14 protein-coding genes are annotated in these 15,830 nt (G+C 67.9%); 10 read left to right on the plus strand and 4 right to left on the minus strand.

From position 1 onward, the window contains the following. Nucleotides 1–72: 72 nt before the first annotated feature. Nucleotides 73–840, minus strand: a complete 768-nt coding sequence (locus IAG39_RS26730; RefSeq protein WP_059371533.1) for a crotonase/enoyl-CoA hydratase family protein — start codon at nucleotides 838–840, stop codon at nucleotides 73–75. Between the two features lie 277 nt (nucleotides 841–1,117). Between IAG39_RS26730 and glyQ the strand changes: the two genes are divergently transcribed. Genes glyQ through def form a run of 8 tightly spaced genes read left to right on the plus strand, consistent with a single transcriptional unit; the run spans nucleotide 1,118 to nucleotide 8,558 of the window. Next, the gene (glyQ, locus tag IAG39_RS26735) at nucleotides 1,118–2,029 is read left to right on the plus strand and encodes a glycine--tRNA ligase subunit alpha (RefSeq protein WP_059371532.1); all 912 of its coding nucleotides are present in this window, start codon (nucleotides 1,118–1,120) and stop codon (nucleotides 2,027–2,029) included. Beyond that, nucleotides 2,030–4,168: a glycine--tRNA ligase subunit beta gene (glyS, locus tag IAG39_RS26740; protein WP_118932406.1), complete on the plus strand. Its 2,139-nt coding sequence runs from the start codon at nucleotides 2,030–2,032 to the stop codon at nucleotides 4,166–4,168. It abuts the gene before it with no gap. Beyond that, entirely contained in the window at nucleotides 4,165–4,704 is a 540-nt protein-coding gene (gmhB, locus tag IAG39_RS26745) for a D-glycero-beta-D-manno-heptose 1,7-bisphosphate 7-phosphatase (RefSeq protein WP_118932407.1), read from the plus strand. Before glyS ends, gmhB begins: the two co-directional genes overlap by 4 nt. Nucleotides 4,705–4,708: 4 nt before the next feature. Next, nucleotides 4,709–5,437: a lysophospholipid acyltransferase family protein gene (locus IAG39_RS26750; RefSeq protein WP_059371529.1), complete on the plus strand. Its 729-nt coding sequence runs from the start codon at nucleotides 4,709–4,711 to the stop codon at nucleotides 5,435–5,437. Continuing rightward, the gene (locus IAG39_RS26755; RefSeq protein ID WP_118932408.1) at nucleotides 5,424–6,419 is read left to right on the plus strand and encodes a M48 family metallopeptidase; all 996 of its coding nucleotides are present in this window, start codon (nucleotides 5,424–5,426) and stop codon (nucleotides 6,417–6,419) included. The genes IAG39_RS26750 and IAG39_RS26755 overlap by 14 nt, the downstream gene beginning before the upstream one ends. A 20-nt stretch (nucleotides 6,420–6,439) precedes the next feature. After that, a complete protein-coding gene (locus IAG39_RS26760; protein WP_118932409.1) occupies nucleotides 6,440–7,582 on the plus strand; it encodes a 2-aminoethylphosphonate--pyruvate transaminase in 1,143 nt (380 codons plus the stop codon). Between the two features lie 12 nt (nucleotides 7,583–7,594). Continuing rightward, nucleotides 7,595–7,990, plus strand: a complete 396-nt coding sequence (gloA, locus tag IAG39_RS26765; protein WP_054457526.1) for a lactoylglutathione lyase — start codon at nucleotides 7,595–7,597, stop codon at nucleotides 7,988–7,990. A gap of 34 nt (nucleotides 7,991–8,024) precedes the next feature. Then, entirely contained in the window at nucleotides 8,025–8,558 is a 534-nt protein-coding gene (gene def / locus IAG39_RS26770) for a peptide deformylase (protein WP_059371527.1), read from the plus strand. Between the two features lie 38 nt (nucleotides 8,559–8,596). On the opposite strand, the gene IAG39_RS26775 is transcribed toward def, so the two are convergent. Next, the gene (locus tag IAG39_RS26775; protein ID WP_118932410.1) at nucleotides 8,597–10,843 is read right to left on the minus strand and encodes an acyl-CoA dehydrogenase; all 2,247 of its coding nucleotides are present in this window, start codon (nucleotides 10,841–10,843) and stop codon (nucleotides 8,597–8,599) included. 153 nt (nucleotides 10,844–10,996) lie between these two features. Here IAG39_RS26775 and IAG39_RS26780 point away from each other — a divergent pair, with 153 nt between their 5' ends. Further along, complete coding sequence (locus tag IAG39_RS26780) at nucleotides 10,997–12,226, plus strand: nucleoside recognition domain-containing protein (protein ID WP_118932418.1); 1,230 nt, start codon at nucleotides 10,997–10,999, stop codon at nucleotides 12,224–12,226. 51 nt (nucleotides 12,227–12,277) lie between these two features. Here the strand turns inward: IAG39_RS26780 and pyk are convergent, their stop codons facing one another. Further along, nucleotides 12,278–13,720 (minus strand): pyruvate kinase, encoded by a 1,443-nt coding sequence (gene pyk, locus IAG39_RS26785; RefSeq protein WP_054457531.1) that lies wholly within the window; start codon nucleotides 13,718–13,720, stop codon nucleotides 12,278–12,280. A gap of 106 nt (nucleotides 13,721–13,826) precedes the next feature. Here pyk and IAG39_RS26790 point away from each other — a divergent pair, with 106 nt between their 5' ends. Further along, complete coding sequence (locus IAG39_RS26790) at nucleotides 13,827–14,969, plus strand: glycerate kinase (protein ID WP_059371525.1); 1,143 nt, start codon at nucleotides 13,827–13,829, stop codon at nucleotides 14,967–14,969. Nucleotides 14,970–15,023: 54 nt separating this feature from the next. Here the strand turns inward: IAG39_RS26790 and rsmA are convergent, their stop codons facing one another. Next, entirely contained in the window at nucleotides 15,024–15,815 is a 792-nt protein-coding gene (gene rsmA, locus IAG39_RS26795; protein WP_118932411.1) for a 16S rRNA (adenine(1518)-N(6)/adenine(1519)-N(6))-dimethyltransferase RsmA, read from the minus strand. Nucleotides 15,816–15,830 lie beyond the last annotated feature (15 nt).

Here is a 15,830-nt window from a genome sequence, read left to right on the forward strand (position 1 = left end):
CCGCCCCAAGGCAAAATGCGCCCCCCCTCGGGGGGCAGCAAGCCCCGCAGGGGCGCGGCGTGGGGGCATTTCCTATTTGCCTTGCCACACGGGCTTGCGCTTCTCGGCGAAGGCGGTCGCGCCTTCCTTCGCGTCGGCCGACGAAAAGATGTGCGCAATCAGCGGACGCTGCTGGTCGAACATGCTGGCCTGGTCCCAATCGCCCGACTGCGCCACGATGCTCTTGGCGGTCTGTACCGCCAGCGGGCCGTTCTCGACGATGGCGCGGGCCAGTTCCAGCGCGCCGGCCAGGGCGGCGCCCGGCTCGGTGATGCGGTTGACCAGGCCGAAGGAGTAGGCGCGCTCGGCCGTCAACATTTCGCCCGTCAGGATCACTTCCATGGCGATGTGGTACGGCAGACGGCGCGGCAGGCGCAGCATGCCGCCGGCGCCGGCCACCAGGCCGCGCTTGACTTCAGGCAGGCCGAACTTGGCGTTGCTGGCGGCCACGATCAGGTCGGAAGCCAGCGCCATTTCGCAGCCGCCAGCCAGTGCGTAGCCTTCCACCGCCGCGATCAGCGGCTTCTTGGGGGGCCGCTCGTTCAGGCCGGCGAAGCCGCGGCCTTCCACGTAGGGACGCTGCCCCGACTTGGCGAAGGCCTTCAGGTCCATGCCCGAGGAGAACGTGCCGCCGCCGCCCGTCAGGATGCCGATGCGGATGTCGTCGCGGCTGTCCAGCTGGTCCAGCGCCGCGGCCATGGCCTGCGCGGTTTCCAGGTTGATGGCGTTCTTGGCCTCGGGACGGTTGATCGTGATGATCTGGATGCCGTCGGTGACTTCTACCTTGATCAGGTCTGACATGGGACTGCTCCTTCCGGGAATTCTCGGAATCGGGTTCCGGGTTTTATATAAGACTTGGTACGCAACCTGGAATCATACGATCATTGGTTTCCAGGCGCAGCGACAGGCCCGCGTGGCGTCCACCAGCGGCACACTGTCCCCCTTGTGAACCGCCCAGAAGTCCTAGATGTAACCGTCCGCCCGGCATTCGGGAACCGGACCGCCCCGGGCCAGTTAAAATGTCGGGTTTCCCACGCCCAGGGCAAGCCTTGCCCGGCGGCCGAATTCCAAGAATCCTATGCTCACCTTTCAGCAAATCATCCTTACGCTCCAGGAATACTGGGACAAGCAGGGTTGCGCCCTGCTGCAGCCCTACGACATGGAAGTCGGCGCCGGCACCTCGCATACCGCCACATTCCTGCGCGCGATCGGTCCGGAGCCCTGGCGCGCCGCCTACGTGCAGCCCTCGCGCCGCCCCAAGGACGGCCGCTACGGCGAAAACCCCAACCGCCTGCAGCACTACTACCAATACCAGGTGGTGCTGAAGCCCGCGCCCCCAGAAATTCTGGACCTGTACATCGGCTCGCTCAAGGCGCTGGGCATCGACCCGGCCCAGCATGACATCCGCTTCGTCGAGGACGACTGGGAAAACCCCACCCTCGGCGCCTGGGGCCTGGGCTGGGAAGTCTGGCTGAACGGCATGGAAGTCACCCAGTTCACCTACTTCCAGCAAGTGGGCGGCCTGGACTGCACGCCGACCACCGGTGAAATCACCTACGGCCTGGAGCGCCTGGCCATGTACCTGCAGGACGTGCAAAGCGTGTACGACCTGGTCTGGACCGAAGGCGCCAACGGCAACCGCGTGCTGTATCGCGACGTGTTTCACCAGAACGAGGTGGAGCAGTCGACCTATAACTTCGAGCATTCGTCGGCCGAGATGCTGTTCTCGCACTTCAACGACTATGAAGCCGAGGCCAAGCGCCTGATGGACGTGCCGCTGGCGCTGCCCGCCTACGAGGCCGCGCTGAAGGCCGCGCATACGTTCAACATGCTGGACGCGCGCGGCGCGATCAGCGTCACCGAGCGCGCCGCCTACATCGGCCGCATCCGCAACCTGTCGCGCGCCGTCGCGCAGGCCTATTACGATTCCCGCGAACGACTGGGCTTTCCCATGCTGGGCCGCGACAAGGCCGCCGGGGAGGCTGCATAAATGACGACGAACATCCGCCCGCTGCTGGTCGAACTGCTGACCGAAGAACTTCCGCCCAAGGCCCTGCAGAAGCTGGGCCAGGCCTTCGCCGAAGGCGTGCGCGCCACGCTGGAGCGCCACGGCCTGCTGGCCGCCGGCTGCGCCGCCACCGCGTATTCCACGCCGCGCCGCCTGGCCGTGCACCTGTCCGCCGTGCTGGCGCAGGCGCCCGACCAGCCCTATGCCGAAAAGCTGATGCCGGTAAAGATCGGCCTGACCGAAGACGGCAAGGCTACCCCCGCGCTGCAGAAGAAGCTGGCCGCCAAGGGCCTGGAAAACATCGACCTGGCTACCCTGGAACGCGAATCCGACGGCAAGCAGGACTACCTGGTCGCCCGCGGCACCGCTCCCGGCGCCCAACTGGCAGCCGGCCTGCAGGAAGGCATCGACGCCGCCATCAACGGCCTGCCCATTCCCAAGGTCATGCGCTACCAATTGGCCGACGGCGTCACCACCGTCAAGTTCGTGCGTCCGGCGCACGGCCTGGTCGCGCTGTTCGGCGCCGACGTGGTGCCGGTATCCGCGCTGGGCCTGGCCGCCGGCCGCGACACGCTGGGCCACCGCTTCATGAGCGCGGGTCCCGTGTCCATCGCCGACGCCGACGCCTATGCCGCCACCCTGGCCGAAAAGGGCCGCGTGATGGCCTCGTTCGAAGGCCGCCGCGACGAGATCCAGCGCCAGCTGCTCGACCATGCCGGCCGCCTGAACGCCACCCTGGGCGATGATCCCGAAGTGGCCGCGCTGCTGGACGAAGTCACGGCCCTGGTCGAACACCCCACCGTCTACGTGGGCCAGTTCGAAGAGCAGTTCCTGCAAGTGCCGCAGGAATGCCTGATCCTGACCATGCGGCTGAACCAGAAGTACTTCCCGCTGTTCGATCCGGCCAGCGGCCGCCTGACGCACCGCTTCCTTATCGTCAGCAACATGCGCACCGACAATCCGGTGAACATCGTCGAAGGCAACCAGCGCGTGGTGCGCCCGCGCCTGGCGGACGCGCAGTTCTTCTTTGAAACCGACCGCAAGACCCCGCTGGCGGCGCGCGTCGAACAACTGGGCTCGATCGTCTACCACAACAAGCTGGGCACCCAGCTCGAACGCGTGGAGCGCGTGCGCGCCATCGCCCGCGGCGTGGCCGAACAACTGGGCGGCGACGTATCCGCCGCCGACCGCGCAGCCATGCTGGCCAAGGCCGACCTGGGCTCGAACATGGTGGGCGAATTCCCCGAGCTGCAAGGCGTCATGGGCGCCTACTACGCGGCCGGCGACGGCGAGCCCGACAGCGTGGTGCAAGCCCTGCGCACGCAGTACCGCAACCGCTACGACGCGCCCGTCACCGCTGAATCGCTGACCGCCGCCATCCTGTTCATCGCCGAGCGCGTGGAAACCATGGTCGGCATCTGGGCCATCGGCCTGGCGCCCACCGGCGAACGCGACCCCTTCGGCCTGCGCCGCGCCGCGCTGGGCCTGATCAGCGCGTTCGAGCAATTGGCCGCAGGCGGCTGGCTCAAGATCAGCTCGGCCGGCCCCCTGTCGCTGGACGGCCTGCTGCAACTGGCCGCAGGGACCTTCCCCGCCGGCAAGATTCCCGCCGACACGCTGGCCGAGGTCCGCGCCTTCATCTACGAACGCTACCGTAACCAGCTGATCAACGACTTCGACCGCAACGCCGTCGAAGCCGTGATCGCGCTGACCCCGCCGCTGCACCAGGTGGCCGAGCGCGTGCGCGCTGCCGCCGCCTTCGCGCTGCTGCCCGAGGCCGCCAGCCTGGCCGCCGCCAACAAGCGCATCGGCAACCTGCTCAAGAAGGCCGAAGGCGAGATCGGCGCGGTGAACGACGCCGCGCTGGTGGAACCGGCCGAAAAGGCGCTGGCCGCCGCCGTGTCCGCGCTGCGCCCCAAGGCCGAGGCGCAACTGGCCGCGGGCGACTTCGCCGGCAGCCTGAGCACGCTGGCCCAGGTCCGCGAACCCGTGGACGCCTTCTTTGCCGACGTCATGGTCATGGCCGAGGACCCGGCCGTGCGCGCCAACCGGCTGGCCCTGCTGGGCCAGTTGCATGGCCTGATGAACCAGGTCGCTGACATCTCCAGGCTGGCACAGTGAAGCTCATCATCCTAGACCGCGACGGCGTCATCAACCAGGACAGCGATTCGTTCGTCAAGAATCCCGACGAATGGATCGCCCTGCCCGGCAGCCTGCACGCCATCGCCCGGCTGACGCAGGCGGGCTGGAAGGTGGTGGTCGCCACCAACCAGTCGGGCCTGGCGCGCGGCCTGTTCGACATGGACACGCTGACGGCCATCCATACCAAGATGCGCCGCGAACTGGCCGCCGCAGGCGGCAGTATCGACGCGGTCTTCATGTGCCCGCACGGCCCCGATGACAACTGCGCCTGCCGCAAGCCCAAGCCCGGCATGTTCGAACAGATCGGGCACCGCTACGACGTCGACCTGGCCGGCGTGCCGGCGGTGGGCGATTCGCTGCGCGACCTGCAGGCCTCGTCGTCGGTCGGCTGCTCGCCCTGGCTGGTGCTGAGCGGCAATGGCAAGAAGACGCTGGCCAAGGGCGGCTTGCCGGACAATACCCGCGTCTGCGACGACCTGTCGGCCGTGGTCGACGCGCTGCTGCAGGACCATTGATCCGATGGCCCGCCTACGTTCGCTGCTGTACTTCCTGTTCCTGGCCGTCACGGTCATCCCCTACGCGTTCGCTTGCATCCTGTGGGCGCCGCTGCCGCTGCACTGGCGCTATAAGTTGACCGTGGGCTGGCCGCGCCTGGCCATCTGGGGCGCGCGCTTCTTCTGCGGCATCCGCTGGCAGGTCAAGGGCTGGGAAAATCTGCCCGACGGCCCGGCGGTGCTGCTGTCCAAGCATCAATCAGCCTGGGAAACGCTGTTCTTCCCCGCCCACATGCCGCGCGAAGTCTGCTTCGTCTACAAGAAGGAACTGCACATGGTGCCGTTCTTCGGCTGGGGCCTGGCGCTGCTGCGCATGATCCCGATCGACCGCGCCAAGGGTCGCGATGCCTTCGACCAGGTGGTCAAGCAAGGCCAGACCCGCCTGGACGAAGGCCGCTGGCCCCTGCTGTTTCCCGAGGGCACCCGCGTGCCGCCCGGCAAGACCGGCCGCTTCAAGATGGGCGGCGCGCTGCTGGCCTCGCGCACCGGCGCCGCCGTCATCCCGGTGGCGCACAATGCCGGCGAATGCTGGCGCCGCAACGCCTTTGTGAAGTATCCGGGCATGGTTACCGTGTCCATCGGTCCCGCGATAGAATCCAAGGGACTCTCCCCCGAGGAACTGAACAAAAAGGTTCAGGACTGGATCGAAGGGGAAATGCGGCGTCTCAATCCAGAAAGGTATGGCCAGCACTGATCAGCTCGAACTCCTGTTCGACGAACAGCAGCACGACGCGCCCACGGGCGCGCCGCCGCTGAACGCCGCGCCGAAGGCTCCGGCCGCACCTAAGCCGGCCGCGCCTAAGCCGGCCGCGCCCAAGCCCCTCTTCCCCGATCTGCCCCCGGCTGCCGCCCCTGCGGGCGAACCGCTGCTGACGCTGTCGCCCAACGCGGCCTCGCTCGTCCCCACGCCCTGCCCCGACCCGCTGCCGCCCGGCGCGCGCTGGCGCGAAGTCTCGACCGAGCAGCAGCCCATCGGCTTCGTGCTGCTGCGCTCGCGCCGCCGCAGCATCGGCTTCGTGATCACCGACGACGGCTTGCGCGTCACCGCCCCGAACTGGGTCACGCTGACGCAGGTGGACGACGCCGTGCGCGAGAAAGCCCGCTGGATCCTCACCAAGCTGCGCGAATGGCACGCCCGCAAGCAGCAGCTTGCCATGGCGCACACGCGCTGGCAGGCGGGCGGCGAACTGCCGTACCTGGGCAAGCGCATTGTGATCGGCGTAGGCGGCGACAGCCGCCAGGCCAACCTGTCGGGCGACGCCGACGCCCCGCAGGATGGCGACACCTTGTGGCTGGCGCTGCCGTCCTCGGCGGACCAGGGCCGCATCCGCGATTCGGCCCAGGCCTGGCTGCAACAGCGCGCCGGCGCCTGGTTCGGCGCGCGCCTGGCCCACTTCCTGCAGGTCAGCGGCCTGAAGATCCAACGCTGGCGCCTATCCTCGGCCGCCACCCGCTGGGGCTCCTGCACCAGCGACGGCAACATCATGCTGAACTGGCGCCTGATCCATTTCGCGCCCGCCATCATCGACTACGTCATCGCGCACGAGCTTGCCCATTTGCGCGAAATGAACCACAGTCAGGACTTCTGGCGCGAAGTGGGGCAAATCCTGCCCGACTTCGAAGACGCCAAGAACATCCTGCGGCGTCACGACCCCGCATCCTTGCCTCAGTTCTGAGGCATTCTGGAGACACGAAAATGTTGCTGCTGATTCCGGGCCCGGTCACGACCGACGCGCGGGTGAAGGCCGCCATGGCGCAAGACTATGCGCCGTGGGACAACGATTTCCGCCAGACCTACCGGCAGGTCTGCGATGGCGTGCTGCGCACGGCGCTGGCGTCGCCCGACGAGCACGCCGCGCTGGCGCTGCCGGGCTGCGGCCACTTCGCGGTGGAAGCCGCGATCCGCAGCTTCATCCCCGCCGGCGGTCGCCTGCTGGCCCCCTCCACCGGCGCCTACGCCGCCCGCCTGCAAAAGCTGGCCGGCGATGCCGGCCGCGTCGCCGTGCCGCTGCCCGTCGGCCCCACCGAGCGGATCGATCCGCTGGCGGTCGCCCACGCCCTGGAACAGGATCCCACGCTCACCCACCTGGCGCTGGTCTACAGCGAAACCGGCAGCGGCATCTGCCATGACGTGCCTGAACTCGCGCGCATCGCGCACGGACTCGGCCGCCGCGTCATCGTCGACGCCGTGTCCGCCTTCGGCGCGCTGCCCCTGGAACTGCGCGCCCTGCCCGCCGTGGAAGCGGTGGTGTTGACCGCCAACAAGTGCCTGGAAGGCATGCCCGGCGCCGCCTTCGTGGTGGCGCGGCGCGACAGCCTGGAAGCGGCGCGCGGCGTCGCCGGCAGCTGGTCGCTGGACCTGGCCGACATCTACCAGCAAAGCCTGCAGCCCAATGCCGGCCCGCGTTTCACGCCGCCCGCCCCCACGCTGGCGGCGCTGGCCGTGGCGCTGGAACTGCACCGCGAAGAAGGCCGCGAGGCCCGCCTGGCACGCTACACAGCCAACATGCGCACGCTATATGATGGCGTCAGGGAGCTGGGCCTGGCGCCTTACCTGACGCCTGCCCTGCAGGGCCCAATCGTCGTCAACGTCCGCGCCCCTGACGCGCCGACCTGGAACCTGCAATTGTTCGTGGACGCCCTCAAGCGCCGCGGCTACGTGCTCAGCAACTTCTACAACACCGAACAACCTTCGTTCCGGGTCGGCTGCATCGGCGCCTTCGGGCCCGACCAGATGCGGCAGGCAGTCGACGCCATGGGCGGCGCGCTGCGCGACATCGGCATCACCCGGGAAGCCGCCGGCAACGGCGGATTCTTCCCGCTCCCCCTCACCGCTTAAGGAAAACATCCCATGCGTATGCTCCACACCATGCTGCGAGTCGGCAACCTCGACAAGTCCATCGACTTCTACACCAACGTGCTCGGCATGCGCGTGCTGCGCCGCAATGACTACCCCGAGGGCAAGTTCACGCTGGCCTTCGTCGGCTACCAGGACGAATCCGAAGGCGCCGTCATCGAACTGACCCACAACTGGGACACGGACAAATACGACCTGGGCACCGGCTACGGCCACATCGCCCTGGAAGTCGACAACGCCTACGAGGCCTGTGACAAGGTCAAGGAAAAAGGCGGCAAGGTCACGCGCGAAGCCGGCCCGATGAAGCACGGCAAGACCGTCATCGCCTTTGTCGAAGACCCCGATGGCTACAAGATCGAGTTCATCCAGAAAAAGGGCCGCCAGGACTGAGCCCCCCGCGCGGCCGACGCCAGGAAGACATTCCATGATCCACACCATCCTGAAAATGGGCGATCCGCGGCTGTTGCGCGTGGCCGCGCCCGTGGAACGCTACGACACGCCCGAACTGCACGCGCTGATCGACGACATGTTCGAAACCATGGCCGCCGCGCAAGGGGTGGGCCTGGCCGCGCCGCAGATCGGCGTGGACCTGCAGCTGGTGATCTTCGGCTTCGACCGCAACGAGCGCTATCCGGACGCGCCCGCCGTCCCGCAGACCATTCTGTGCAATCCGGTCATCACGCCGCTGTCTGACGAAATGGAAGACGGCTGGGAAGGCTGCCTGTCGGTGCCGGGCCTACGCGGCGTGGTGCCGCGCTACCGCCACATCCGCTACAGCGGGCGCGATCCCTACGGCCAGCTCATCGAGCGCGAGGCCGAGGGGTTTCACGCCCGGGTGGTGCAGCACGAATGCGACCACCTGATCGGCCGGCTCTACCCGTCGCGCATCCAGGACTTCAGCAAATTCGGGTTCACTGAAATCCTGTTCCCCGACATGGATCCGAACCAGGACGACTAAGACCTTGCTCCCGCCTTGCGGGAGCTTGCGTCTCTTCCCTACGCCTCTCCCGAACCCGCCTTGGCGGCCTGCGGCGACAGCTCTTCAGGCGCGAAATCATCCACCTGCAACACCCGCGACACCAGCGCTTCGGCCTCTTGCAGCGAGGCCGCCTGCGCGTCGGTAATGGCGCCGCGCTGGTGGGCTTCACGCCAATCGCGCACGCCGGACTGGCGCAGGCGGTCGCGCAGCGGCTGCACCGCGTCCGCCAGCGCGAAGGCGCGGGTCAGGAGACCCACCGGATCGTCGCCGGCGGCGCCGGCCTCGCGATGCAGGTCGGCCGCCAGGCGCACATGCGTGGGCGAAGGCTTGAGCAGCAGTTCCGCGCATTCCCGCGTCAAGGCGTCGCTCGGCCCCTTGGCCAGGCGCAACGGCAGGATGGCGGCGCGCAGCCCCCATGACAACACGCGGCCCGGCAGGTTGCGCAAGACCTGGTCCATGCTTTTCTCGATGCTGGCGTAGCCCTGCTCCAGGCACCAATGCACCAGCGGCAGGTCGTCGTGCTTGCGGCCCTCGTCTTCCCAGCGTTTGAGCACCGCCGACTGCAGATACAGCTCGGACAGGATGTCGCCCAGACGGGCGGAGATCATCTCGCGGCGCTTCAGCCCCCCGCCCAGTTGCGCCAGCGTGGCATCGGCCAGCAGCGCGAAGCCCGAGGCATGGCGGCCCAGCCGCCGGTAGTGGCCGGCCACGGGGCCGGATGAAGGCGCAGGCGCCAGCACTCCGCCAGTCCAGGCGCGGCCGATGGCCCGCAGCGCGTTGATGCCCGTGTGGCGCAGATGGCGCCAGAACACGTCGTGGAAGACCTCCATGCCGCGGTCTTCGTCGGGGTTGCCCAGCGCCAGGATTTCCGGCATCAGGTAAGGGTGGGCGCGGATCGCGCCCTGGCCGAAGATGATCAGGTTGCGCGTCAGGATGTTGGCGCCCTCGACCGTGATGGCGATGGGCACGGCGCGGTACAGCGCGCCCAGGTAGTTGCTGGGACCGTCGATGACGGCGCGGCCGGCATGGATGTCCATCGCGTCGTTGACCGAGCCGCGCATGCGCTCGGTGGCGTGGTACTTCATGATGCCCGAGACCACCGCCGGCTTGACGCCCTGGTTCAGCGCGGCGCAGGTCAGGCGCCGGGCGGCTTCGACCAGATAGGCATTGCCAGCCAGCCGGGCCAGCCCTTCCTGCACGCCTTCGAACTTGCCCACGGGAATGCCGAACTGTTCGCGCACTCGGGCATACATGCCCGTGGTGTGCGCGCACATCGCGGCGGCGGCGGCCGATAGCGAAGGCAGGGAAATGCCCCGCCCCGCCGCCAGCGCGCTCATCAGCATCTGCCAGCCATGGCCGGCGCGTTCTGCGCCGCCGATCAGCGCATCCAGCGGCACGAACACGTCGCGTCCGCGGTTGGGGCCGTTCTGGAAGACCTGCATGGCGGGCAGGTGGCGGCGCCCGATCTCCACGCCGGGCGCTTCGGTCGGCACCAGCGCGACCGATATGCCGATGTCCTTGGCGCCGCCCAGGATGCCGTCGGGGTCCGACAGCTTGAAAGCCAGGCCCAGCACGGTCGCCACCGGCCCAAGCGTGATGTAGCGCTTGTGCCAGTTGAGCCGGATGCCGATCAGTTCGCGCCCGTCGACCACCTGGCGGCAGACCACGCCCGTGTCCACCATGGACGCGGCGTCCGAGCCAGCCTCGGGGCTGGTCAGGCCGAAGCAAGGCACCTCGCGCCCGTCCGCCAGCCGCGGCAGCCAGTAGTCGCGCTGCGCCGGGGTGCCGAACTGCATCAGCAGTTCGCCCGGCCCCAGTGAGTTGGGCACCATCACGGTAACGCCCGCGGTAATGGAATAGGCCGAGATGCGCCGCACGACCTCGGAGTGCGCGTAGGGTGAAAAGCCCAGGCCGCCGTAGCGCCGCGGAATGATCATGCCGAAGAAGCGTTCGGCCTTCAGGAAGTCCCATACCTCGGGCGGCAGGTCGCGCCGGTTCCAGGTGATGTCCCATTCGTCCAGCATGGCGCAAAGCCGTGCCAGCGGGCCATCTATGAAGCGCTGCTCGTCCGCGGTCAACGTGGCTGCCGGCACGTCCAGCAGCTTGCGCCAGTCGGGATTGCCGGTGAACAGATCCGCATCCCACCAGGTGTCCCCGGCCTCGATGGCTTCGCGCTCCGTCGCCGACATGGCGGGCAGCGCGTTGCGCGCCCAGCGGTAAGCAGGTTCCGAGATGCGGCGCCGGCGCCACGCATTGAAGTCCATGAGTGTTCCTCACTGTTATGGCCCCAGGCCCCAGGGCGTATCAGGTCAAAGTACCAGAATTGGCGGCGCCGGGCCAAGCTGCGGCCTGCCGACTCTGCGACAATGGGCCTCGGCGCGCAGCGCGCAATCCATCGCTATCCGGGCAGTCTCCGCATGCTGAACAAACTCTGGCTGGGCTTTTTCCTTACCGCGGCCGCGGCGGCGCTGTACCGCTGGCTGGTCATCGGCGATCCCGAAGTCTTCCGCATGATGGTCGCCAGCCTGTTCGACATGGCCCGCGTGTCCGTGGAAGTGATGGTGCTGCTGTTCGGCACGCTGACGCTGTGGCTGGGCTTTCTGCGCATCGCCGAAGGCGCGGGCCTGGTGGAAAAGCTGGCGCACGTGCTGGGACCGCTGTTCGCGCGCCTGATGCCGGGCGTGCCGCGCAACCACCCGGCCATCGGCTTGATCACGCTGAACTTCGCCGCCAACGGACTGGGCCTGGACAACGCCGCCACGCCCATCGGGTTGCGCGCCATGCGCGAATTGCAGTCGCTCAATCCCACGCCCGAAACCGCCAGCAACGCGCAGATCCTGTTCCTGGTGCTGAATGCTTCATCACTGACCCTGCTGCCGGTGACGCTGTTCATGTTCCGCGCGCAGCAAGGCGCGCCGGACCCGACGCTGGTGTTCCTGCCCATTCTGCTGGCCACCAGCGCATCGACCCTGGCCGGGTTCCTGGCCGTGGCGGCCTGCCAGCGGCTGCGCCTCATCGATCCCGTGGTCATGCTTTGGCTGGGCGGCGCGGCGCTGCTCATGGGCGGATTCATGGCCTTGCTGGCGAGCATGTCGGCGGCGGCCATCGCCTCGCTGTCGTCGCTGCTGGGCAACCTGGTCCTGTTCGGCATCCTGATAGCCTTCCTGGTGACGGGCGCCTGGAAGAAGGTGCCGGTCTACGAGGCCTTCATCGAAGGCGCCAAGGAAGGCTTCGACATTGCCAAGAGCCTGCTGCCCTATCTGGTCGCGATGCTGTGCGCGGTGGGCGTGCTGCGCGCCTCGGGCGCGCTGGATTTCCTGCTGGACGGCATCCGCTGGCTGGCGGTGCAGGCGGGCTGGGACACGCGCTTCGTGGACGCCTTGCCGACGGCCCTGGTCAAACCCTTCTCGGGCAGCGCGGCGCGCGCCATGATGCTGGAAACCATGACGCATTTCGGCGTGGACAGCTTCCCCGCGCTGCTGGCCGCGGTGGTGCAAGGCAGCACCGAAACCACCTTCTACGTGCTGGCGGTGTATTTCGGATCGGTGGGCATATTGCGGGCGCGCCACGCGGTGGGCTGCGCCCTGATCGCCGATCTGGCCGGCGTGCTGGCGGCCATCGGCGTGTGCTACTGGTTCTTCGGCTGAAAGCCGCCGCGCGGCGGCGGGTAGCGCCAGGGTGGCGCTACCCGCCCCGTATCAATCCACCAGCAGGATCTTCATGCCGTTGGTGCCGCCGCTGTCGCGGTAGAAGTCGCCCTTGGTCAGGATCACCCAGTCGCCGGTCTGCACCAGGTTGCGCTTGCGCAGTTCATCGATGGCGGCGTTGCTCAAATCGGCAGGCTCGTAGTCCGACGGCGCGAACGGAATCGTGTAGACGCCGCGGAACATGGCCACGCGGTTTTGCGTGATGCTGTGCGGGCTGTAGCAGTAGATCGGCACGCCCGAGCGGATGCGCGACATGATCAGCGGCGTGTGGCCGCTTTCGGTCAGCGAGATGATGGCCTTGACGCCGGGGAAATGGTTGGCCGCGTACATGGCCGCAAGCGCGATGGTCTCGTCGCAGCGCGTGAAGGTCTCGCCCAGGCGGTGATGCGACTTGGTCGAGGTCGGGTGCTTTTCCGCGCCCAGGCAGACGCGGGCCATGGCCTGCACGGTTTCCACGGGATACTGGCCCGACGCGCTTTCCGCCGACAGCATGACGGCGTCGGTGTAGTCCAGCACCGCGTTGGCCACGTCGGACACTTCGGCGCGCGTGGGCATGGGGCTGGAGATCATCGACTCCATCATCTGCGTCGCGGTGATGACGACCTTGTTCAGGGTGCGCGCGTGCTGGATGATGCGCTTCTGGATGCCGACGAGTTCGGCATCGCCCACTTCCACGCCCAGGTCGCCGCGCGCCACCATCACGCCGTCGCTGGCGCGGATCAGCGCGTCCAGCGCTTCGTCGTCGGCCACGGCTTCGGCGCGTTCGATCTTGGCGATGATCCAGGCCTGGCTGCCGGCGGCCGCCAGCAGCGTGCGCGCCTCGTCGATATCGCTGCCATAGCGCGGAAACGACACGGCCACGTAGTCAAGTTCCATCTCGGCGGCCAGCTTGATGTCGACACGGTCCTTGTCGGTCAGGCTGGGCGCCGACAGGCCGCCGCCGCGGCGGTTGATGCCCTTGTTGTTCGACAGCGGACCGCCCACCGTCACGGTGGTGTGGACCTCGTCGCCTTCGACGCTGTCCACCACCAGCACCACGCGGCCGTCATCCAGCAGCAGCTCGTCGCCAACGCGGCAGTCCTGCACCAGTTCGGGGTAATCGATGCCCACGATGCTGGCCGTGCCCTCTTCCTTGGGATGCACGCGCGACAGCGTGAACGGCTGGCCGATCTGCAGCTGGACCAGTTTGTCCTTGAAGCGCGCGATACGGATCTTGGGGCCTTGCAGGTCGCCCATGATGGCGACGAAGCGGCCCTGCTTGGCGGCGATCTCGCGCACCATGCGGGCGCGCTCGCGATGGTCGTCAGCGCTGCCGTGCGAGAAGTTCAGGCGGGCCACGTCCAGGCCCGCGCGGATCAGCGCTTCTATGCGTTCAGGCGTCGAAGTCGAAGGTCCCAGGGTGGCGACAATTTTGGTGCGGCGCAATACGGGCATGACGATCCACTCTCGCTAAAACAACAAAAACGCTATGGTACGCCGGCCGCGCCCGCGCAGGTATCATGGGCATCACCTCAACCGAAAAACGAGCTCGACTGAACCCGTGAAAATCGTCATCGCCCCCGACTCTTTCAAAGAAAGCGTGTCCGCTCCCGATGCCGCAGCAGCGATTGCCCGCGGCGTGAAGGCCGCTGTTCCCGGCGCCCACACGGTATGCATTCCGATGGCCGACGGCGGCGAAGGCACGGTCGAAGCCGTGCTCGCTGCGACCGGCGGCAAGGAATGCCAGCTGACGGTGAACGATGCCTTGGGCTACAAGGTCGACGCCGTCTGGGGCTTGCTGGAGGACGGCACGGCGGTGATCGAGATGGCTGCGGCAGCGGGTCTGGAACTGATCGCGCCTTCCAAGCGCGATCCCATGCGCGCCAGCAGCCACGGCGTGGGCGAACTGATGCTGGCCGCCCTGAACGCGGGCGCCACGCGCATCATCCTGGGCCTGGGCGGCTCTGCCACCAACGACGCGGGCGCGGGCATGCTGACGGCCCTGGGCGTGCGCCTGCTGGACGCGGATGGCCGCAGCCTGCCGCCCGGCGGCGGCGCGCTGGGCAAGCTGGCCAGCATCGACACCCGCGGCCTCGACCCGCGCCTGGCCGGGATCCGCATCGACATCGCCTCCGACGTGGACAACCCTTTGTGCGGTCCGCAGGGCGCCTCGCATGTATTCGGCCCGCAAAAGGGCGCGACGCCTGAACAGGTGCTGGTCCTGGATCAGATGCTGACGAATTTCGCCGACGTGTGCGCCAGGCACCTGGGGGCCGATCACCGCGACCACCCGGGCGCGGGCGCGGCGGGCGGTCTGGGGTTCGCGGCCAAGGCTTTCCTCAATGCGCAATTCCGGCCCGGCGTTGAGATCGTGGCGGAACTGGGCGGCCTGGCCCAGGCGGTCGAGGGTGCGACCCTGGTGTTCACGGGCGAAGGCCGCATGGACGCGCAGACCCTGCGCGGCAAGACCCCTGCCGGCGTGGCAAAAATCGCGCAGCGCGCCGGCGTGCCCGTGGTGGCGCTGGCCGGCTCGCTCGGCGAAGGCTACGAAGCGCTGCACGCCTGCGGCATCAGCGCCGCCTTCAGCCTGGCGCCGGGCCCCATCACGCTGCAGCAGGCGCTCACCGACGCCGAAAAATTGCTGGCCGACCGCGCCCGCGACGTCATGCAGCTATGGATGAGCGCGCAGAAACGCATGCTGTAGGCATCCACGTAAAAAAGCCCGCTTGCGCGGGCTTTTTGATTTCGAGGTCCGACGTCACTCGGCCTGCAGCACGCCGGCCGCCACCAGCGCATCGGCCAGGCGGATATACCGGTCCACCGAAATATCCTCGGCGCGCGCCGTGGGCGCGATGTCCAGCGCTTCCCAGGGCACTTGCGGCGCCCAGTCCGCCAGCACCCGGCGCAGCATCTTGCGCCGCTGCGAGAATGCCCGCGCCACCACCGTTTCGAAGGCCCGCTCGCTGACCGGACGCAAACGATCCGCCGGCAAGGGCACCATGCGCACGATCGCCGACACCACCTTGGGCGGTGGATCGAAGGCTTCCGGCGGCACGTCGAACAGCTTGTGCATGCGGTAGCGCGACTGCAGCATCACCGACAGGCGGCTGAAGTCGCCCGAACCGGGCTGCGCGACCATCCGGTCGATCACTTCCCGCTGCAGCATGAAATGCTGGTCGCGGACGTGATCGGCCCAGGTCATCAGATGGAACAGCAGCGGGCTGGAGATGTTGTAGGGCAGGTTTCCCACCACGCGCAGCGCGGGTCCGAACTGGGAAAAATCCACCGTCAGCGCGTCGGCCTCGACCACGGTCAGGCGGCTGGCGTCGAACTGCTTGCGCAGGCGCGCCGCCAAGTCGCGGTCGATCTCGACCGCCGTCAAGTGATCCAGGCGTTCGAGCAACGGCCGGGTAAGCGCGGACAAGCCCGGGCCGATCTCGACCACGGTATCGTCGCGGGCGGGCGAAACCGCCCGGACGATGGACTCGACCACGCTCTCGTCGGTCAGGAAGTTCTGGCCAAAGCGCTTGCGCGCCTGGTGCTGGGACATGTAAAGCCTGTAATG

It is taken from the genome of Achromobacter xylosoxidans, from assembly GCF_014490035.1.
Taxonomy (GTDB): Bacteria; Pseudomonadota; Gammaproteobacteria; order Burkholderiales; family Burkholderiaceae_B; genus Achromobacter; species Achromobacter bronchisepticus_A.